The 19635-nt window shown below is 69.6% G+C and carries 16 protein-coding genes, 1 tRNA gene and 1 pseudogene; 10 read left to right on the forward strand and 8 right to left on the reverse strand.

Annotated features, from left to right (window positions below; all coding sequences use genetic code 11):
* Nucleotides 1–121: 121 nt before the first annotated feature.
* The 4 genes from A5709_RS18330 to A5709_RS18345 form a co-directional block, all read right to left on the reverse strand.
* Nucleotides 122–1192: a hypothetical protein gene (locus A5709_RS18330; RefSeq protein WP_369827370.1), complete on the reverse strand. Its 1071-nt coding sequence runs from the start codon at nt 1190–1192 to the stop codon at nt 122–124.
* 299 nt (nt 1193–1491) lie between these two features.
* Entirely contained in the window at nt 1492–3465 is a 1974-nt protein-coding gene (locus A5709_RS18335; RefSeq protein WP_369827371.1) for a hypothetical protein, read from the reverse strand.
* A 131-nt stretch (nt 3466–3596) separates the two neighbouring features.
* Nucleotides 3597–4169: a dCTP deaminase gene (dcd, locus tag A5709_RS18340; protein ID WP_068121403.1), complete on the reverse strand. Its 573-nt coding sequence runs from the start codon at nt 4167–4169 to the stop codon at nt 3597–3599.
* A 34-nt stretch (nt 4170–4203) separates the two neighbouring features.
* On the reverse strand, nt 4204–4860 hold the full coding sequence (locus A5709_RS18345) for a hypothetical protein (protein ID WP_197520192.1): 657 nt from the start codon (nt 4858–4860) through the stop codon (nt 4204–4206).
* Nucleotides 4861–5042: 182 nt separating this feature from the next.
* Here A5709_RS18345 and A5709_RS18350 point away from each other — a divergent pair.
* Nucleotides 5043–5116, forward strand: a tRNA-Gly gene (locus A5709_RS18350).
* A gap of 60 nt (nt 5117–5176) precedes the next feature.
* On the opposite strand, the gene iniR is transcribed toward A5709_RS18350, so the two are convergent.
* Nucleotides 5177–7603, reverse strand: coding sequence for an isoniazid response ATPase/transcriptional regulator IniR (iniR, locus tag A5709_RS18355; protein ID WP_082974168.1), 2427 nt, complete (start codon nt 7601–7603; stop codon nt 5177–5179).
* A gap of 367 nt (nt 7604–7970) precedes the next feature.
* Here iniR and A5709_RS18360 point away from each other — a divergent pair, with 367 nt between their 5' ends.
* Together A5709_RS18360 and A5709_RS28890 are read left to right on the forward strand one after the other, a co-directional pair.
* A complete protein-coding gene (locus A5709_RS18360) occupies nt 7971–8528 on the forward strand; it encodes an IniB N-terminal domain-containing protein (RefSeq protein ID WP_068121406.1) in 558 nt (185 codons plus the stop codon).
* Nucleotides 8529–8810: 282 nt separating this feature from the next.
* Nucleotides 8811–8951, forward strand: a pseudogene (locus tag A5709_RS28890) (IniB N-terminal domain-containing protein); the annotation flags it as partial.
* 90 nt (nt 8952–9041) lie between these two features.
* On the opposite strand, the gene A5709_RS28895 reads toward A5709_RS28890, so the two are convergent.
* Nucleotides 9042–10337, reverse strand: coding sequence for a hypothetical protein (locus A5709_RS28895; RefSeq protein WP_231987003.1), 1296 nt, complete (start codon nt 10335–10337; stop codon nt 9042–9044).
* Between the two features lie 15 nt (nt 10338–10352).
* Nucleotides 10353–10583, reverse strand: a complete 231-nt coding sequence (locus tag A5709_RS28900; RefSeq protein WP_231987004.1) for a hypothetical protein — start codon at nt 10581–10583, stop codon at nt 10353–10355.
* Nucleotides 10584–10622: 39 nt separating this feature from the next.
* On the opposite strand from A5709_RS28900, the gene A5709_RS28905 reads away from it, so the two are divergent.
* From A5709_RS28905 to A5709_RS18385, 5 genes are all read left to right on the forward strand, one after another.
* A complete protein-coding gene (locus A5709_RS28905) occupies nt 10623–11129 on the forward strand; it encodes a hypothetical protein (protein ID WP_082975744.1) in 507 nt (168 codons plus the stop codon).
* 100 nt (nt 11130–11229) lie between these two features.
* Nucleotides 11230–13062 (forward strand): dynamin family protein, encoded by a 1833-nt coding sequence (locus A5709_RS18370; RefSeq protein ID WP_068121415.1) that lies wholly within the window; start codon nt 11230–11232, stop codon nt 13060–13062.
* Entirely contained in the window at nt 13059–14558 is a 1500-nt protein-coding gene (locus A5709_RS18375; RefSeq protein ID WP_068121419.1) for a dynamin-like GTPase family protein, read from the forward strand. Before A5709_RS18370 ends, A5709_RS18375 begins: the two co-directional genes overlap by 4 nt.
* A gap of 121 nt (nt 14559–14679) precedes the next feature.
* Nucleotides 14680–16485: an Hsp70 family protein gene (locus tag A5709_RS18380; RefSeq protein WP_068121423.1), complete on the forward strand. Its 1806-nt coding sequence runs from the start codon at nt 14680–14682 to the stop codon at nt 16483–16485.
* Nucleotides 16486–16909: 424 nt separating this feature from the next.
* Entirely contained in the window at nt 16910–17731 is an 822-nt protein-coding gene (locus A5709_RS18385; RefSeq protein ID WP_068121426.1) for an Ig-like domain-containing protein, read from the forward strand.
* Nucleotides 17732–17909: 178 nt separating this feature from the next.
* On the opposite strand, the gene A5709_RS18390 is transcribed toward A5709_RS18385, so the two are convergent.
* Nucleotides 17910–18473 carry a hypothetical protein gene (locus A5709_RS18390; RefSeq protein ID WP_068121429.1) on the reverse strand — a complete coding sequence of 188 codons (564 nt, stop codon included), beginning with the start codon at nt 18471–18473 and terminating at the stop codon, nt 17910–17912.
* 326 nt (nt 18474–18799) lie between these two features.
* Between A5709_RS18390 and A5709_RS18395 the strand changes: the two genes are divergently transcribed.
* Nucleotides 18800–19144, forward strand: coding sequence for a DUF732 domain-containing protein (locus A5709_RS18395; RefSeq protein ID WP_067947858.1), 345 nt, complete (start codon nt 18800–18802; stop codon nt 19142–19144).
* A 168-nt stretch (nt 19145–19312) separates the two neighbouring features.
* Nucleotides 19313–19627, forward strand: a complete 315-nt coding sequence (locus A5709_RS18400; RefSeq protein WP_197500995.1) for a DUF732 domain-containing protein — start codon at nt 19313–19315, stop codon at nt 19625–19627.
* Nucleotides 19628–19635: the final 8 nt, after the last annotated feature.

Genomic DNA, 19635 nt, shown 5'->3' on the forward strand with positions numbered 1-19635 from the left:
CGGCGCTGTAGGCCAGCTCGCGGCTGTCGGCCGAGAGATCCCCCGCGTGGGGCATCGCGATCGTGGACGGCGCGCCCGGACGGGCTGTTCCTGGTGGGCTCGGACGTCGACATTCCGTACATCAAGCCGGCGCTCGAAGCGGTGACGTCGCTGTCGGTGACCACGCCCGAGGAACCCGAGATGGCGTTGGCGCGGGGCGCGTCGCTGGCGGCGGCGGAGCCTGGTTGGTGGGGGCGACGACGTTTTGGGTGATGTCGGGGCGCTGCGGCGCGTGCGGCCGGATGTCGACGGCCAGCGCCACGGCCAGCGCCACGACACCGCCGACGAATATCAGCGTCGCGGCGACGACGGCAAGCACCGATCTCCGGCTGCGTCGCTCGCGCGAGTGTGCGGCGGACTCGCCGTCGGTGCCGGTCGCCCGCGACTTTCCGGTCGTCGACTCGGCGCTGTAGGCCAGCTCGCGGCTGTCGGCCGAGAGATCCCCCGCGTGGGGCATCGCGATCGTGGACGGCGCGCCCAACTGCGCGTTGGCCGCCGCCAGCGACGCGCCCCGCGCCAACGCCATCTCGGGTTCCTCGGGCGTGGTCACCGACAGCGACGTCACCGCTTCGAGCGCCGGCTTGATGTACGGAATGTCGACGTCCGAGCCCACCAGGAACAGCCCGTCCGGGCGCGCCGTCATCGATTCGGCGCCCGAGACCATCGCGGCCAGCTTCGCCAGCGCGGCCTCGTCGCTGCTGGGCAGCGGATGCCGACGCACATCGGCCACCGACCCGTCGGCGGTGTCGACGACGGCCAGCGTCGCGGTGGTGGGTTCGACCAACAGCAGCGCGGTACGCGCGCAATTGGTCGCGCTGCCCGCCGCCTGAGCCAGCGCCGCCGCGGCCATCACCGTCGGCACCAGCGTGACGTTCTCGATCTTGCGTGCCGCCAACGCATTTCGCAGCGCGGCCGCCTCAGCCGCATCGGTCCAGGTCACTCCGCTCGATTTCAGCTGATAGCCGCCCTGGGTCGCGCTCTCGCGCGTGCCGAGGATCGCGGCGACCACGCGGTCCGCCGCCGCGACCGCCGTCGTCTGATCGGTGAGGCGGAAGTCGTCCTGGTCGACGGTCACCCCACCGGCAGCCTCGCCTTCGACGAGAACCATGCGGACCGTCTCAGGCGCCATAGACACGCCAAGTACGACGTCCACCGCTCCTCCAAATCAATTGCCGTGCCCGTGCGACGACACCTGCGTTGCCACTACGGGGCTTAGTCACTTCGAGAATCGGCCGGATGACTTTCGCAGCTCTGCCGCGCCACCCCTAAGTCGCCACCCTAGCGCGCGAAGATGGGTCTACCCCGGCGTCGGACCCGGCTAACTGTGGCCGAAACCACCGAATCCACGGGCGCCGCCAAAGCCCTGGGCGCTGCCAAAGCCCTGGCCGCGCAACACCTCAACCATCACGCGAATCGGTTGGGCGCCGCTAGGTGAGCTTCGGTGGTCGCGGGCTATTTGTGCCCGCCGCCACCGCCGCCGCCGAAGCCGCCGCTGCTGTGGCCGCCGCCACCACCAAGGCCGCCACCACCCAGGCCGCCACCACCCAGGCCGCCGCCACCACTGTGGCCACCGCCGAAGCCGCCGCCACCCGGAGCGCCGATACCACCGGCGGGTCCGCCGCCATGGCCGCCGCCGCCGAACAGGCCACCAGGCCCGGAGGGCGCACCGCCGCCCGAACCCGGGGTCGTAACGTGTCCGCCGCCCAATCCGCCCGGCCCGCCGGCCGGGGGTGAAACGTGTCCGCCGCCGAGACCACCCTCACCTGGGGGTGGCAGGTGACCACCGCCGAGTCCACCGGGACCCGAACCAGGCGGCGGCACATGACCGCCGGTGGAACCGCCCGTGCCCGAGCCGGGCGGTGGCACATGACCGCCAGTAGAACCGCCGGCACCCGAACCCGGCGGCGGCACATGACCGCCAGTAGAACCGCCGGCACCCGAACCCGGCGGCGGCACATGCCCACCAGTAGAACCGCCCGCACCCGAACCCGGCGGCGGCACATGCCCACCAGTCGAACCGCCCGAGCCCTCCGGAACCGGCGACGTGCCTTGCCCCGGCGGCGTTTGGTGAGGAGGCGACTGCAGCGGCGGAAGATGCACCGGCGGCTGGGGCAACACCTGCGGTGGTGGCGACACGTGCGGCGGAGCCTGGATGACTGGCGGGCTCACCACAACCGGGTTGGGCACGCGGACCGGCGGCACGATAACCGGCACCAGCGGCGGGATCACGACGGGAACCGGCACCGGAGGCGGGGCCGCGGGAATGGGCGGTGCCGCGGGCGGTGGAGGGGCCGCGGGCAGCTGCGCGGCGAACTGCGGGGTCATCGGCTTGGGCGCCGCCACCGGCTCCGGCTGGTTGAGCTTCGCCGCCGGGGCCGAAGCCTCAGCGGGCGCCGGCGGCTCCTGCGTCGGGACGATGAGGTGCTGGCCGGGCGTGGGCTGCAAAGCGACGGTCCCGGTCGAGCGGATGCCGATCGCCAATGCAATCTCCAGCGCCAACACCGCGCTGATGCCGGCGACCGCCAGCCCGCTGCCGATCAGCAGGGCAGGCCTGCGCCGCGGTTGGTTTTCTTCGGGCATGAAGAGCTTCTCGATGACGACGGTGGGCGAGTCGGCGTCCTCGTCCGGCACCGCGCTGTAGGCGAGCTCGTCATCCCCGGGCTCCGGCGCGAATGGCGCGTAAAGGTATTCGGGCAGCGAGTGCTGGTCGACGGCGCCGGTGCCGGGGTCCTGCGCGTAGGCCAGCGCGGCGGTCGACGAGGCGAACAGCGGTGCGTTGGCCGACGCCAGCGCGGCGCCGCGGGCCAGCGCCGTCTCCGGCTCCTCGGGAACGCTCACCGCCAGGGAGGTCGCCGTCTGCAGCGCCGGCTTCAGCGGGCCGACGTCCACGCCGGAGCCCACCACCAGCACGCCGTCCGGCGCCGCTTCCAGCTTCTCCAGCCCGGCAATCATGCCGCCGAGTTGCGCGGCCGCCTGGTCATACGACTCGGCGTAGAGCGGTTGCTTGTAGATGTCGGGGATCGACCCGTCGGAGGTCTCGACGACGGCCAGTGTCGCTGTGTCGGGCTCCACGAACATCACCGCGGTTCGCTCGTAACCCATTGCCCCGCCGACATTTTGGGCCAACGCGGTCGCGGCCAGAAAGGCCGAGACGAGCATGACGTGCTCGACGCGGTGGGCGGCCAGCGCGTCGTGCAATGTCGCCGCTTCCAGCTGGTCGGTCCACGTCACGCCGATGGACGACACCTCGAGGCCGGCTTCGGCCGCGCCCTCGCGGGTGCCCAGGATGGCGGCGAGCACCTGATCCGGCGCGCTCGCGGTGGCCGCTTCATCGGCGGCGGCGACGTCGAAGACGTCCTCTTCCACCGTGGCGCCGTCGGCGTATTCGCCTTCAAGCACAACCATTTGGATTGATGCCGGTGCCATCGACACCCCGAGCACGATATCCAAGACAAACCCCTCCAAAGGTCTTGCGAGATGAACCGTGGTCAGGCGGAGGAAAAAACCACGACTAACTAAGTATCGCGCAGAAAGCGGGTGCGGGAGCGCCCCAGAACCTATGTAGTCCTTATGAAGTTCTGATAGGAGCGCGACGGCGTGGGTCCTCGCTGGCCCTGGTACTTCGAACCTACTTGGGAACTGCCGTAAGGGTGTTCGGCCGGACTGGTCAACCGCAGGATGCACAGCTGACCGATCTTCATGCCCGGCCACAGCGTGATCGGCAGGTTGGCGACGTTGGACAGCTCCAGCGTGATGTGACCACTGAAACCCGGATCGATGAAGCCGGCCGTCGAGTGCGTCAGCAGGCCCAGCCGGCCCAGCGACGACTTGCCTTCCAGCCGGCCCGCGAGGTCCTCGGGCAGCGTGAACAACTCCAGCGTGGACCCGAGCACGAACTCCCCCGGGTGCAGCACGAACGGCTCCCCCTCCACGGGTTCGACCAACGTTGTCAGCTCGTCCTGCTGCTTGGCGGGGTCGATGTGGGTGTACCGGGTGTTGTTGAACACCCGGAACATGCAGTCCAAGCGGACGTCGATACTGGACGGCTGCACCAAGGTGTCGTCGTAGGGGTCGATGCCCAACCGTCCGGCGGAGATTTCGGCCCTGAGGTCACGATCGGAGAGCAGCACGCGACGAGCCTATCCGCTGCGCGCCGCCGGCCGTTCAGTCGGCGAGGTACATCTCCCCGCCCTTGGGGTAACCACCGCCAGTGGTCGTGACGTGGACGTGGTCATAGTGACCGAGCCTGCTGGGTTGCGCCCCGCCGGGGGTGTAGTAGACGCCGCGCCAGATCGCGTCCTGGATCCCGAAGCGGCGGGCGTTCTTCATCACGTAAGCGACGATCTCGTCGCCCAGGGCGATGCCCTCGGCGCTCTGCGGGTTGGGGATCATCACGTCGAGGGCCAGACCGAGCGGATGCCAGGGCAGCGGATCGGGCCGCACGCCGCCGATCTCGTGGATCTCGGGGAACGTCGCGCTGATGCTGCGGGAGACCAGGATGGTCCTCACCTGGAGGCCCTGTTCCGATGCGAGCCCGGCGGGTAAGAAGCGCGATCGCGTGTGATACCTCGAGGCGGCGAGGGGCGGAGCCATGCCGTCGGTGCGGGACACGTCCGACGCGAGCACAATCGCGGTCGGCTTCGCCGCGACGATTTCTAGGCAACAGGGTCCGGTGTCGCCAATAACGGGGATGGGGTCGTGCCGAGGGACGAATGGGCCGCCATCTCCCGCCGCCGCGAAGAACGCCGCGGCGGGGGCCAGCAGCCCTGCCAGCAGCAGCGGTGATTTACGCCGCTTCTTGGCTAATCGGTGCCGACCCACCCAAGGCACATTACGACAAGATCACGAAAGAATAAACATCGGTTCTGGAATTTGCGGGTCAGCGGCCATTCCCCCGTCCTGCGCATTCATCGCAGGCCTGGACGGCGCCGGGTAGGCCGCACGCCGACGGACTACTCGCCCAACGGATCTGCCTCCGGGTGCTAGCCTTCGTTGTCGACAGCGCCGATGTAGTTCAATGGCAGAACATCAGCTTCCCAAGCTGAATACGCGGGTTCGATTCCCGTCATCGGCTCCATCCCAAGCGCCCGTAGCCGAGGCTCGCACCCGACCGCCGTCGGCGCAATCCAAAGCAGTGCTACGAAGCCAATATTGCGCGCAGCATCGACAACATCTCGGAACGCGAGCCGGCGCCGAGCCGGCGGCGGATCCGCGCCACATGGTGTTCGACGGTTTTGGCCGAGATAAACAGCTGACGGCCGACGTCGCGATACGGCAAGCCCAGGAGAAGCAGCTCGGCGACTTCGCGTTCCCGCGCGGATAACGGCGAGGCCGACGTCGGCTGGCGGGTCACTTTCGAAGCGCCAGAGCCGAACTCGTCATCGGGTGTCTCATCCACCGCGGCGACCAGCTTGAGATCACGGGCGAGCTGCAACATCTCGCCCGACACGCGCGCATCCGGCGTCTGCAGCGCGGCTTGACCGGCAAGCCGGGTCGCATCCCAAGTCAACCCGAACTGGGCCAGAGAGCGGGCGGCCAGGGTCACCTCGTCGGCGTCGACCTGGTCGGCGAGCACCCGCAGCCAGGTACGACCGGCACCCGCCAACGCTTGGGCGAACACGCTCTGGGAGGCCGCCGCGGTGAGGGCCCGCCCGTGCGGTGCCACGGACTCCGGTGAGCCGGTGAGGATTCCGGCATGCACGCCCGCCCAGTGCAGCGGCACCGACCACAAGACCGGGTTGCCCAGCGAGTCCAACAATCCGAATGCCAGATCCAGGGTGTGGCGCAGTTGGGTCACCTGGCGCATCCTGGCCGCGGCGACCCACAATTCACCCAACGGCAGCAGGGTGAACAAGTCGATGGAGTACTCGGCGAGCACCTCCATCGCCGCATACCAATGCTTGTGCAGCGCCCCGCTGTCGCCGCTGCGACGCGAAATCGCGGTGCGTAGCGTCGCCGCCCATAGCGCGTCGCGCCGATGCAGGTCGGTGGCCGCACCCAGGCAGGCGGCGTCGGCATCGGCGCCGGCGGAGGCGAGCTGGCCGTCGCACATCTTCGTCCAGCCGAGCAGCAGCCGGTGCCGGCGCTCGAAGAGGCCGTCACCGCCGGTGCGCACCGCGCGACCGATGATGCTGCGCGCCCGCACCGGATCGCCGCCGTGCAGCGCAGCCAGCGTGACCAAGGCGGCCGCGCTATCGGGGATGACTTCGCCCATCGAGCCGGCCACGGCGATCGCCTGGCCAAGCTTCGCCACCGCGACCGGGTACGGCTCTTTCATGCTCATCAGCAGGCCTTCGGCGAGGCCGCGGGCAGCTCGCGCAGCCGCCGTCGGTGGCCCCCCTCCCGGGACCCGCAGCGCCGCGTGCGCCGCTGTGAGGTCTCCCGTCGCGGCCAGCGTGATCGCGCCGGCGGCGCCCACCACCGCATCCGGGTAGGGACCCAGCCAGCCGAACAAGTCGGCCGCCTGCCCCGCATGGCCGTCGTGCGCGGCGACGCTGGCGGCCACCCGCACCGCAGCGGCACGTTCGGCAGCGTCGGCCGACCTCAGCAGATCATCGGCCAAGGCCGCCGCCCCCGCGCAGTCTCCGGTCAAGGCCAGCGCGTCGGCCAGCCGGCATGACAGCCCTTCGGCGCCGACGCCGACCGCCGCCCGGTACAGCCGGGCTGCCCGGCCGGACTCGCGGGCCTCGGTCGCCGCGTGGCGCAGGAAGCTCGCCAGCTCGTCGTCTCGCAGTCCGTGTTCGGCGAGACGCAGCGCGAGGTCCGATGACAACGTGGACATCGCGAGCTGGGAACGCAACAGTGCGATTTCGACTTGGTGGTGGTGCGCGTTGCCGACGAGCTGGCCAACGGCGTCGTGCACCAACCGCATGAAGCCCGGGCTGTGCGAGGGCTCAATCAGCCCGCTGGCGCGCGCCCGGTCGACAAGCAACAGCCCTTCGGTCGTCGAGATGTCCAGTGCAGCAGCAACATCGGCGGTGCCCAAACCGGGGCTCAACGACGCGATGAGCAGTGCGTCCAACGCCGGTTCGTCGATGCGGCGCAGCCGATCGATCAACGCAAACTTGGCCGCCTGCAACGGGTCTTGTGTGGTGTCGGCCACCGCCCTCACCAAAAATGGCAGCCCCGCGGTGCTGTCCACGAGGTGGTCGGCAACGGGCAGCGGACCCAACGACAGGCGCGGCGACTCGCGATCGAGTGCCGCGGCCAGCGTCCGCAGCGCGGCGTGCTGCTCGTACGGTTCGGCGGCGACCACGACCGTCGCGGCGGGATCGGCGATTCGCTCCGCGAGTGCCAGCAACTCGCCGTCGGTCAAGAGTTGTGCGTCATCGACTACCACCGCCGCGTCCGGGCGCTCTCCGCCGCGCGGTGGGCGTGTCAGCACCGTCACCCCGGCGCCACGCAGGGCATCTCGAACGGCGGCGAGGACGGTGGTCTTCCCCGTGCCGATCCCGCCGCTGACGAGAACCTTGACCGGGGTGCGCGCTCCGTCCGCGAGCGCGTTGATGATGCGACGCGCGGCGGCCGGGATGTCGTTGGAGGCCGCAATGTCCGGACTGGCCACGTTGGGGGCTATCCGGGCGTGACGCCGGTGGGCGGTCGGTGATCGGTGAGCGCCGTCGCCACCGTGGCCGTGTAGGGCGGGCGATTCGCCGACCCGAGCGAGTTGCCCATAACGCACGTCCCTGTCTCGATTCGGGTGCCTGGCTTCGGCGGCCGCTGCCTACCCTAGCGCTGCCCCGCCGCGCCGGTCATCATAATCCCCGTAGGCACCGTGATCCCCTAATGGGGGATCCCCTAACGCTGCGACCGGGCGGGGTGGGCGCACACCGATCACGGCGCTGCCGCCGGCAGATAGCATTCCGGGAAACGGCTGGGTTTTGGCTGCGGGTAGGCGTTGACGGTAACGGAGCACACGCTGGAGGCGTGTCATGGCAAATGCATTGCTTGACTTTGTGATGTCACTCGTGCGCGACCCGCAAGCCGCCGCGCGCTACGCGGCAGATCCCGCGCAAGCGATCGCTGAGGCTCACCTGACCGGCGTCACCAGCGCCGATGTGAATCACTTGATCCCGATGGTGTCGGATTCGCTGTCGATGTCCACTCCGGGCGATGGCGGCGGTGCCACCGAGCACGGCAATGTCTGGGCGAGCGGTGCGGCCACGGCCGCGTTCGACGCGTTCCCGGCACACGTGCCGGTCCATGAACCGGCGGGAGCCGCCTGGCCCGGCCCGACCGGCCACGTCATCGACCACCCGCCGGCCGTCGGCGGCGAAGCGCCCGGGGCCGGGACAGATCAGCATCTAGCGCCGGTCGAGCTGCATGATCCATCGGTCACGATCGCTGCGCCCGACGAAATGCCTGATCAGCCACTGCACGGCGGCGGATTCGGGATGGACGGCCAGGGTCTATGGGATCACTCCGGGGCCGACGGCCACACCGTCGAGAACGATCATCACGGATACGGACTCGACCCACACTTCGGGTGATTTCGATTCGTTATCGACTTGGGCGACGACCGCAATTGTCGGCCGTTATGGTCCTGAAGTGGGGAAATGTCGTCGATGGGGGGTATCCGACCAAGCTCCACCTTGTCCCTAACCACCCCCTAATCCCCTAACGGCATGGACTGAGTGATCCCGCCAGGGGCGCAAACCACTGGGGGATTCGGCCCCGTTACCGGCCTGACAAGAAGCGCCTAGCTTGAGTGTCGGAACGTCGGCGTAAGCACCGGCAACGGCTCAAACGAGTCACAATCGAAAGGCACTGACGTGAGCTCTCTGATCGACTACATCCTTAGCCTGTTCCGCAGCGAAGACGCGGCCAGGGCTTTCGCTGCCTCCCCGCAGCAGGCGCTGAATGAAGCCGGGTTTGCTGACGTGTCCCCCGCCCAGGTCTCCCTTGTGGCGGCCAGTGCGGTGCCGGGGCTGGAAATTGGTGACGGCGACCCCATCGTTGGTCTGCAGCAAGCGGTGGCCAGTCAGTTCGGTCTCGCAGCGGCCTCAGATGTTTCCGCGGCGGCTGGTGGTGAGGCTGCTGCTGGCCTTGGCGCCGACGTCGGCGCCGGCTTGGGTGGCGGTGCGGAGTTGTCCGACGCAGTGGGCCTGGGCGCGCAGGTCGGCTACGGCGTCGGTGGTGGCTTTGGCGGCCAAGCCGGCGGTGGCTTCGGTATCGGTGGCGACGCGGGCGCGGGCCTTGGCGGAGGCTTTGGCGGTGAAGCCGGCGGAGGCTTCGGTATCGGTGGCGACGCGGGCGCGGGCCTCGGCGGAGGCTTTGGCGGTGAAGCCGGCGGTGGCTTCGGTCTCGGTGGCGACGCGGGCGCGGGCCTCGGCGGAGGCTTTGGCGGTGAAGCCGGTGGAGGCTTCGGTATCGGTGGCGACGCGGGCGCGAGCCTTGGCGGAGGCTTTGGCGGTGAAGCCGGCGGAGGCTTCGGTCTCGGTGGCGACGCGGGCGCGGGCCTCGGCGGAGGCTTTGGCGGTGAAGCCGGCGGAGGCTTCGGTCTCGGTGGCGAAGCGGGCGCGGGCCTTGGCGGTGAAGCCGGCGGAGGCTTCGGTATCGGTGGCGACGGGGGCGCGGGCCTTGGCGGTGAAGCCGGCGGCGAAGTCGGTGGAGGCTTCGGTATCGGTGGCGAAGCGGGCGCGGGCATCGGCGCGGGCTTTGGCGGCCAGGCCGGCGGAGGCTTCGGCGTCGGTGACGAAGCCGGATGGCAAGGCGGCGGCGGTGGCCAGACCGGCGGAGGCTTCGGTATCGGTGGCGACGCGGGCGCGGGCATCGGCGCCCACGCCGGCGGAGGCTTCGGTGCCGTTGGCGACGCCGGATGGCAAGGCGGAGCCGGCGGCCGTATCGCTGGCGGTAGTCGCGGTGAAGCAGGTGGGCGAATCGGCGGTGGCTTTGGCGGCCAGGTTGGAGCGGACGGTCAGGCCGGAGGTCGCGGTCAGGCCGGAGCTGGTGGTCAGGCGAGCACCGAGGGTGAGGCTGGCGGTGGCTTCGGCGGCCGCGTTGGCGGCGGCTACGGCGGTCAGGCCGGCGGACAGGCGAGCGGCAGCTACGGCGGCCAGGCCGGCGGCCAGGCGAGCGGCAGCTACGGCGGCCAGGCGAACGGCGGCTACGGCGGCCAGGCCGGCGGCCAGGCGAGCGGCAGCTACGGCGGCCAGGCGAACGGCGGCTACGGCAGTCAGGCAGGCGGCGCCGGGGGCACGACCCTCGGCACCAGCGGTGGCGCGTTCGGCTCGGGTGGCGGCTCCGCTCTTGGCGGTGTCAGCGGCGCTACCACCGTCGGCGGTGCTGCCGGGGCTCAAGCGGAAGCCAGCTCGTTAGGCAATGTCGGCCTGGGCGCTCAAGCCAGCGCCGCCGGAAACGCAGCGCTCGCAGCCAACGCCGGTGGTCACGCCAGCTTCCTGGGCAACGAAAGCGCAGCGCTCGGCGGCGGCAGCCAGCTGACCGGCACCCAGCTGACCGGCGCCCAAGGCGGAATCGCCGCAGGCGGCCAAGGCGGCGCGCACGGCAGCATCCTCAACAGCGAAGGCGCCGCGCTGGGTGGCCACGCCGGCGCTCAGCCGACGGCTCCCTCCGCCGAAACCGGTATGGCAACTCAGGTCGGTGCCAGTGGCGGTGCAGCGGCTGGCGCCGGCGCTAACGCGCAGGGCAACATTCTCAGCCACGAGGGCGCTGCGCTGGGCGGCGGCACCAACGTCAGCGGCGGCGGCGCCGGCACCGGCCACGTCTCCGCGGACCAAAGCGGCGTCATACACGACACCAGCTCTGCGGCCACGGCCGGTGGCCACGCGGCGGCCGCGGGCGGCGGCTCCTCTGTCATTCAGAGTCCCAGCACCCCCGCGCACGCGGATCCGGGCGGGGCGGCCGCCGGCCATAGCGCGGCATCGGTGGGGGCACACTCGGCCCTGCAGGGCACGTCGGCGGTCGCCGACCCGTCGGGCCACACGGCGTTCGACGCGTCGGGCCAGTCGGCCGCCGACGCCTCGAGTCATTCGGTGTTCGACCACAACAGCTACGACCCGGCGGCATCGCACACGCCGGTCCACAGCGACCCGATCGCACACCACCCGGTGGACCCGCACACCGGGTTCTGATCAGAGGCATCGCCGCGAACCGGCGGGGACCTTACGAGGTCCCCGCCGGTTGGTGGGCATACGGTGTTTCGGAGTCCAACGCAGAAAGTAGGGCGACCCGGTGACTCAGCCTGATGACCCGCGCCGGGTCAACGTGATCGTCGAACTGATCGATCACACCAGCACGATCGCCGACCTCAACGGCCGCGGCGACCTGAGCCAGCGGCTCGCGTGGGCCCGCGAACGCATCACCGACCCCCACATCCGGGTGGTGATCGCCGGCCAGCTCAAGCAGGGCAAAAGCCAGTTGCTCAATTCGCTGCTCAACATGCCCGTCGCGCGCGTCGGTGACGACGAGGCGACGGTGCTGATCACTGTCGTCGCCTACGGCGACCCGCCGTTTGCGCGGATCGTTATGGCGGGCCCCAACGGCGAACCAGACACCGCTGACGTCCCGGTCGCCGAGCTGCAGACGGACCTGCGTCAGGCTCCGCAGGCCGCCGGCCGCGACGTGCTCCGCGTGGAGGTCGGCGCGCCCAGCCCGATGCTGCAAGGGGGACTCACCTTCGTCGACACGCCTGGCGTGGGCGGTCACGGTCAGCCGCACCTGTCGGCGACGCTGGGATTATTGCCCGACGCCGACGCGATCCTGATGGTCAGCGACACCAGCCAGGAACTGACCGAGCCGGAAATGCGGTTCGTGCAGCAGGCCCATCAAATCTGCCCGGTCGGGGTGCTGCTGGCTACCAAGACCGACCTGTATCCGCATTGGCGCGAGATCGTCAACGCCAACATCGGACACCTCCAGCGCGCCCAGGTACCGATGCGGGTGCTTCCGGTGTCGTCGCTGTTGCGCAGCCACGCCATCACGCTCAACGACAAGGAACTCAACGACGAGTCCAACTTCCCGGCGATAGTCAAGTTTCTCAGTGAGGACGTGCTGGCCCGCCGCAGCGACCAGCTGCGAGACCAGGTCCTGGATGAAATCAACTCTGCGGCAGAGCATTTGACGCTTACCGTGCGCTCTGAGCTGGCCGCGCTCAGCGACGCCGACGTCGGAGGGCGGCTCACCGAGGACCTGGAGCAACGCAAACGGGAGGCCGAGGACGCGCTGCAGCAGACCGCGTTGTGGCAGCAGTTGCTCAACGACGGGATCGCCGACCTGACCGGCGACGTGGACCACGATCTGCGGGCACGCTTCCGGGCCATCACCGAGCACGCCGAACGGGTGATCGACTCGTGCGACCCGACCCGGCACTGGGCCGAGATCGGCGTGGACGTGGAGAACGCCGTCGCCACCGCCGTCGGCGACAATTTCGTCTGGGCCTACCAGCGCGCCAAGGCCCTCGCCCAGGAAGTGGCCCGCGTGTTCGTCGAGGCGGGGCTGGGTGCGGTCGCCATGCCCGAGCTCAGCGCGCACGCCATGGGCGCGGAGTTCGGGCAGCTCAAGTCGCTGGCCCGGCTGGAGTCCAAGCCCATGGGCAAAGGCCACAAGGTGGTGACGGGGATGCGCGGCTCCTACGGCGGCATGGTGATGGTCGGCATGTTGTCCTCGGTCGCCGGGCTGGGCCTGTTCAACCCGCTGTCGGTGGGGGCCGGGTTGGTGATGGGCCGCATGGCCTACAAGGAAGACAAGGAGAACCGGCTGCTGCGGGCCCGCAACGAGGCCAAGACCAACCTCCGGCGTTTCGTCGACGACGTGTCCTTCGTGGTCGGCAAGGAGTCGCGCGACCGGCTCAAGACGATCCAACGTCAGCTGCGGGACCACTACCGCGACATCGCCAACCAGGCCACCCGCTCGCTCAACGAATCGCTGCAGGCGACCATCGCCGCCGCGCGGTTAGAGGAGACCGAGCGCGACAACCGAATCCGCGAGTTGGAGCGGCAGTTGAACATCCTGACCCAGGTCACCGACAACGTCGACAAGCTCGCGCTCGCGGTGACACGGGTGTGAGCACCAGCGAGCAGGTCCGCGCCATCCTGGGCGGAACCGTCCGCGCCTACAAGGCGGAGCCGGCCTACCGCGAGCGGCCCGACGTCTTCCACGAATTGCACCGCATCGCCGCCCGGCTCAACGAACCGATGCGCATCGCACTGGCGGGCACCCTCAAGGCCGGCAAGTCCACTCTGGTCAACGCGCTGGTCGGGGAAACTGTCGCGCCCACGGATGCCACCGAGGCCACCCGGATCGTCACCTGGTTTCGGCACGGCCCGACACCGAAGGTCATCGCCAACCACCGTGGGGGGCGCCGTTCTGATGTGCCGATCATGCGCGACGGCGGCCTCGGCTTCGACCTGAGCAGGCTGAACCCGGACGACGTGGTCGACCTCGACGTCCAATGGCCCGCCGACGAGCTGATCGCCGCCACGATCATCGACACGCCGGGGACCTCGTCGCTGGCGCGCGACGTCTCCGCGCGCACGCTGCGGCTGCTGGTGCCCGAGGACGGGATGCCGCGGGTGGACGCGGTGGTGTTCTTGCTGCGCACCCTCAACGCCGCCGACATCGCGCTGCTCAAGCAGATCGGTGACCTCGTTGGAGGGGCGGCCGGAGCGCTGGGCATCGTCGGTGTGGCGTCGCGGGCCGACGAGATCGGCGCCGGGCGGATCGACGCCATGCTCTCGGCCGAAGACGTGGCCAAAAGGTTCACCCGCGAGTTGACCCAGACGGGCGTCTGCCAGGCGGTGGTGCCGGTGTCGGGGCTGTTGGCTCTGACCGCCCGCACGCTGCGCCAGCCGGAGTTCGTCGCGCTGCAAAAACTCGCCGGTGTCGACGCCGCCGAGCTACACAAGGCGATGCTCAGTGCGGACCGCTTCGTCCGTCCCGACAGCCCGTTGCCGGTGGATGCCGGCACGCGCGGTCGGCTGCTCGAGCGGTTCGGCATGTTCGGCGTCCGGATCTCGGTCGCCGTGCTCAAGGCCGGTGTCACCGACGCGGCGGGGCTCGCCAATGAGCTGCTGGAACGCAGCGGGCTCGTCGCGTTGCGCAGCGTCATCGATCAGCAATTCGCGCAGCGCTCCGACATGCTCAAGGCACACACCGCGCTGGTGTCGTTGCGCCGGTTCGTGGAGGCGAACCCGATCGCGGGCACGCCGCGCATCCTCGCCGACATCGACCCGTTGCTCGCCGACACCCACGCCTTCGAGGAACTGCGCCTGCTCAGCCAACTGCATTCGCGCTCGACGGCGTTCCACGACGAAGAGCTCGCCTCGCTGCGGCGCATCATCGGCGGTTCGGGCACCGACGCAGCCAGCCGACTGGGGCTGGCCCCCGAGGCGCACCATGACGCGCCACGCGCGGCGTTCGCCGCGGCCCAACGTTGGCGCCGCCGCGCCGAGCACCCGCTCAACGACCCGTTCACCACCAGGGCGTGCCGCGCGGCGGTGCGCAGCGCCGAAGCGATGGTTGCGACTTTCGCGGCGCACGATGTCGGGATCGGGCCGCGTTGATGCCCCGGCGCCCGCGATTGACGTGTGAAACGGATGACAGCGCCGGCCTGCTATAGGTTGGCTGCCGATACATTGTCGTGGCCGCGCATACGCACGCCGGCGGACACCTGAATTGGACGATATGTCAACGGAAGCAAGACGGGGGCTGGGCCTATCGGCCGGGACCGCGAACCTAGCAGCCATAACGGCGGATCGGGCAGTGACACGCACGTCGGTGCTGACGCTGTACCCACATCGGCCGCCCGAGGTTGGCGTTCCCTCCGAGAACCCCCATCTCGACGAGCCCGGCTTGGTGGTCAGCGATTTCGTCGACCGGGTGGGAGACCCGGTCGCGATCGTGGCCGCCGACGGCTCGACGCATCGCGGCGAGGTGTTGCTCGCCGACGCGTTGCGTGCCATCGCCTACGCTGCGACCGGCGGGCACCCGCTGCCGGAGGCGACGGCCGTGGCCTATCCCGCGCACTGGCGCCCCGCCGCGGTGGACGCGTTGCGCACGGCGCTGAGCCGGGTGCCCGAATGGTCGGGCGGTTCGGAATCCCTGTCCCTGATCTCGGATGCCGCAGGGGCGCTGACCGCCCTGCAGACCAACCCGGGTCTGCCCATCCGCGGGGTGATCGCGGTGTGCGACTTCGGCGCCAGCGGAACCAGCATCACCCTTGCCGATGCCACCAACGGCTACCAGCCCATCGGCGCCACGGTTCGCCACACCGATTTCTCCGGGGAACTGATCGACCAAGCCCTGCTTGCCCACATCGTGGCCGATTTGTCGTCCGCCGGTTCCATCGACGTCTCGGCCACGTCGGCGATCGGATCGCTGACCCGGCTGCGGGCCGAATGCCGGGCAGCCAAGCAGCGCCTCTCCGCCAGCACCGCGACCACGCTGCCCGCCGACCTGCCGGGCTTCCGCGGGGATATCCGGCTCACCCGGACCGAACTCAACGAGGCGATCAATCAGCCGCTGGATCAATTCGTCCAGGTTCTGCAAGACACCTTGGCGCGCAACGGGATCCGCCCGACCGACCTGGTTGCCATCGCCTCGGTGGGCGGCGGCGCGGCGATCCCGGAGGTCACCGCGCGGTTGTCCGAGCAGGGTCGCGTGCCGGTCATCACGTCACCGCGGCCCCAGCTGGCGGCCGCCACCGGTGCGGCGCTGCGGGCAGCCCGCGGGCCGGCCGACGACAGCGCAACGAAATTGGCCGCGGCAGCCCGCGTGGCGGCGCCACCGCCACTGGCGGAGCCGACCCTGCAGGACGTTGCGCCGGTGTCCGCTGCCATGCCCGCACTGGCATGGTCGGAGACCGGCGACGAATCGGGGCTGTTGCCCCTGGCTGCCAACCCATCCCCGAGCCGGGCGGGCGACGACGCGCTGGCTTCATCCACCGCGCCGCCATTTCACTTCGGCGACGAGACCGGTTACGCCCGGCCCGAGCTGCGGTTCGAGGAACAACCCATCCCCGACGAGGCCCGCCCCGCCGACACGGCCTGGTATCGACGGCCATTGGTGCTGGTTCTCGGCGCGGCGGCGGCGGTGCTGGCTCTCAGCGCGGTGATCATTCTTTCTTTGAGCCACGGCTCCACCGGCACACCGGCCACGCCGACTCCCGGCGTCGCCACCACGCCGCAACCATCACAGCCGCCTTCCCCGGTGCAGACGAACCCGGCCCCGGTGCAGCAGGCCCCCGTGCAGACCAGCACGGTGGCGCCTGCGCCGCCGCCCGCGAGCGCCCAGCCCGCGCCCACGACAACCGAACCGCCACCGACCACCACCGAACCGCCGCCGACGAGCAGCACGTCAGCAGCCACGACGTCGCCACCGGCACCGCCACCACCGTCGTCTACGAACAGTCCGCCGACTTCGGTGCAGGTACCACCGATTCCGCGCATACCACGGATTCCAGTGATCCCGACCATCCCGCCCATCCCGTAGCTCGGTCCACCCTCGGCGAGAGCAGACCGCCACCAGCGAAAAGCGCTGGGCGACAGTTGCTCATCCTCAAGGTCGCGCTGATCGCCTTCCTCGCCGGCGGCGGCGTCGCTTTGATCACCCGCGGGGTGCGCCGCTCGCGCTCCAACGGGTGGTGCCATGCCGAACACGCCACTTCCCGAGTGGGCCTTGACCAGGACCACGGCCAGTGTCCACACACCTGATCCGACCCAGCGACCGCCTTCGCAGGAGCCGAGATCCCGCGCCGCTGAACCTCCAGCGCAGAGCCACATTGCCGAACCAAACGCCCGTGGCCGAAACGTGACCGAGGCTTGACCAAATGCTAACGCGCCCTTGCGCTTCCGCTGGTCATCGCCCGTTTACGATCCTCCTATTACAACTCTGTCAGTTAAAAGGAATCGGAGCCATGCGGGCGGACGTTCGGTGTGTTCTTGCGGCGGTTGGGGTCGCTGCGAGTGTGGTTGCGGGGCCGACTGGCACGAGCATGGCGGCGGCGAACAGGCCGCATGACTTCACCATCGCGTCGGTTCTGCCGGCGCGGGACGCGACGGTGGGCGTGGCGCACCCGATATTGGTGACGTTCGACGCACCCGTCGCCAACCGGCACGCCGCCGAGCGAGCCATCGGAGTCAAGTCGACGCCCCCGATGACCGGAAGATTCGAATGGCTCGACAACAAAGTCGTGCAGTGGGTTCCGGACCACTACTGGCCGGCGCACACCACCGTGGCACTCGCGGTGGACGGCCAGCCCACGGAATTCAAAACGGGTCCCAAGGTCGTCGGGGTCGCCAACATCACGGACCACACCTTCAAAGTGAGCGTCGACGGAGTGGATGCGACCCCACCGCCTACTCCCCACCACCGTCCCCACTTCGGCGAGGAGGGCATGCTGCCGGCTTCGATGGGCAGGCCGGAATTCCCGACGCCGGTCGGTAACTACACCGTTCTGTCCAAAGACCGTTCAGTGCTTATGGATTCGAGCAGTGTCGGCATTCCCGTCGACGACCCGAACGGCTACATGCTGAACGTCGATTACGCCGTGCGGATCACCAACCGTGGCCTCTTCGTGCATTCCGCCCCGTGGGCCGTCAACTCATTGGGGCTGGAGAATGTCAGCCACGGCTGCATCAGCCTCAGCCCCGAAGACGCCGAGTGGTACTACAACACGGTCAACGTCGGTGACCCGGTGATCGTCAAGCAAGACCTCTGGGAGCGGCCGCCTTCCTGAGCGGCCCGGGCTCTCCACTGTCAATAGCCTTCGCGACACCTCATCCTCTGCCGAGTGTGAAGTAGGTTTCACGCTCGCATTCGACTGTGAAACTAACTTCACGTTCGCCGCCCGGAGTCCGCACATACGAAAGGACCCGCCGGCGGCGGCCAGCGGGTCCTTTCGGTCGAGAGGGCTGTCAGTGCGAAGGACCGGGCGCGACGGGCTGACCGGGCTGGGGTCCGCCCGTCGGCGCCTGGCCCGTGGGCGCGTCTTTCACCCCGGACATGTCGATGAGTGGGGCTCCGGCGGCCGCGTCGAGGGGAGCGCCGGCGGCCAGACCACCGAGGGCGACCAGTGGAGCACCGGCCGGCACCACCGGAGCGATCGGCAACGGTGCGCCCAGCGGCAGGGGCGCGCCCAGCGGCAACGGCAACGGGCCGCCCAACGGCACCGGCAGCGGAGCGCCCACCGGCAGCGGGCCCGGAACGGCCAGGGGGACACCCGCCATGTCGGTCAGTGGCGCGCTGGCCGTGCAGACCTCCGCGGTCGGCGCACCGCCCGCAGCCGCGGCCCCTCCGGCACCGGCGGCACCGGGTCCGCCGGCTAACGGCGCACCGGCCTCACCCGCCTGCCCCTGGATGCAGGCGTAACCGCCCGTCTTCAGGGGAGTGGCCGCCGCAGTCGGGCTCAATGCAAGTGCGGCTCCGCACAACCCAAGGCTGGCAACTACTTTCACGTTGAACCGATCGACGATCGCCATCAGCGTCGACTCTCCTTTATTCGCGCTCACATAACCATCTGGTGCAGCAGAACCGCATAGCCGTCTTTCGACGACGAGCCAATTGTCGTCACGCGACATGAAACGCCGGACACGCCGCACCGCGCCGTTTCCAAACGGTGACGTCACAAGGGCGTCACGAGTGAGAGGCCTTTGCCGAGGCGAGCTGGGGCCCGCCCTTCGAGTCACGCTGAGCCGAGTTTTGCGCAGCTCATTCACAGGAAATTTTCGGTGACATGAGATGTACGGGAGGTTCTATAGAAGTGAACAATAGGGAACCAAGGGGTTAACGGACAGGAGATGGCGCCATGACAGCACAGCGGCTCTGCGGCCGATTCCTGAGCACAGCGCTGGTGGGGGGCGCACTCGTGGTCGCGGGGGTGATGGCGGCCGGCCCGGCCCAGGCTGACGCGACCACTTTCATCAACGACCTGCACAAAGCCGGCATCCACGCGGTCAGCGGCGGCGACGAGGCGCTGGTCCAGATGGGCCTGAGCGTCTGCCAGCAGCTGTCGTGGGGCGCTCCCCCATCGCAGATCGAGGGCCTGGCGGTGCAGCGCTCCGACAGCAGGCAAGGCGCCCACGGGATCACCCCGCAGCAGGCCGACGCCGTCGTCGATGCCGCCGTGCAAGATCTGTGCCCGGACGCCTGAGCGAACCTGCGCCGACGTCCGGCCACCGGTCTTTGCCGACAATTCATCCTCGGGATCGATCTTCCCAGCGTGTTTCGCCCTGTTTTCGTGTAAAAGTGCATCATCGGCGATCGGGCCCGGCACGAAGGAGAGACACGGATGGCAGCACAGCGGCGCTACGGCCGGTTCATGGGAGCAGCCCTCGCAGGGGGCCCACTTCTGGCCGCGGGGATCGGCTGGGCCAGCCCGGCGCGGGCCGACGCGGCTGCCTTCCTCAATGACCTGCACAACGCCGGCATCCACGCCGTCAACGGTGGCGACGACGCGCTGTTGCAGATGGGCGCGGATCTGTGCCAACAGCTTTCCTGGGGCGCCTCCCCGCAGCAGCTTGAGGGCCTGGCCATACAACGTTCGGACGCCGACCAGGGCACCGGCGGGATCAACGGTCGCCAGGCCGCGGACGTCGTGATTTTTGCCTTGCGCGATCTGTGCCCTAACGCATAGCGGTGAGC

Source organism: Mycobacterium sp. E1386 (genome assembly GCF_001672745.1).
In the GTDB taxonomy this organism is placed as follows: Bacteria; Actinomycetota; Actinomycetes; order Mycobacteriales; family Mycobacteriaceae; genus Mycobacterium.

Excerpts from the sequence above, each read along its gene's own strand:
- A5709_RS18390 (WP_068121429.1), bottom strand. The coding sequence starts at position 18,473 with ATGGCGATCGTCGATCGGTTCAACGTGAAAGTAGTTGCCAGCCTTGGG.
- A5709_RS18335 (WP_369827371.1), bottom strand. The coding sequence starts at position 3,465 with ATGGCACCGGCATCAATCCAAATGGTTGTGCTTGAAGGCGAATACGCC.
- A5709_RS18360 (WP_068121406.1), top strand. The coding sequence starts at position 7,971 with ATGGCAAATGCATTGCTTGACTTTGTGATGTCACTCGTGCGCGACCCG.
- A5709_RS18395 (WP_067947858.1), top strand. The coding sequence starts at position 18,800 with ATGACAGCACAGCGGCTCTGCGGCCGATTCCTGAGCACAGCGCTGGTG.
- A5709_RS18380 (WP_068121423.1), top strand. The coding sequence starts at position 14,680 with ATGTCAACGGAAGCAAGACGGGGGCTGGGCCTATCGGCCGGGACCGCG.
- A5709_RS28905 (WP_082975744.1), top strand. The coding sequence starts at position 10,623 with ATGGCAACTCAGGTCGGTGCCAGTGGCGGTGCAGCGGCTGGCGCCGGC.
- A5709_RS18400 (WP_197500995.1), top strand. The coding sequence starts at position 19,313 with ATGGGAGCAGCCCTCGCAGGGGGCCCACTTCTGGCCGCGGGGATCGGC.
- A5709_RS18385 (WP_068121426.1), top strand. The coding sequence starts at position 16,910 with ATGCGGGCGGACGTTCGGTGTGTTCTTGCGGCGGTTGGGGTCGCTGCG.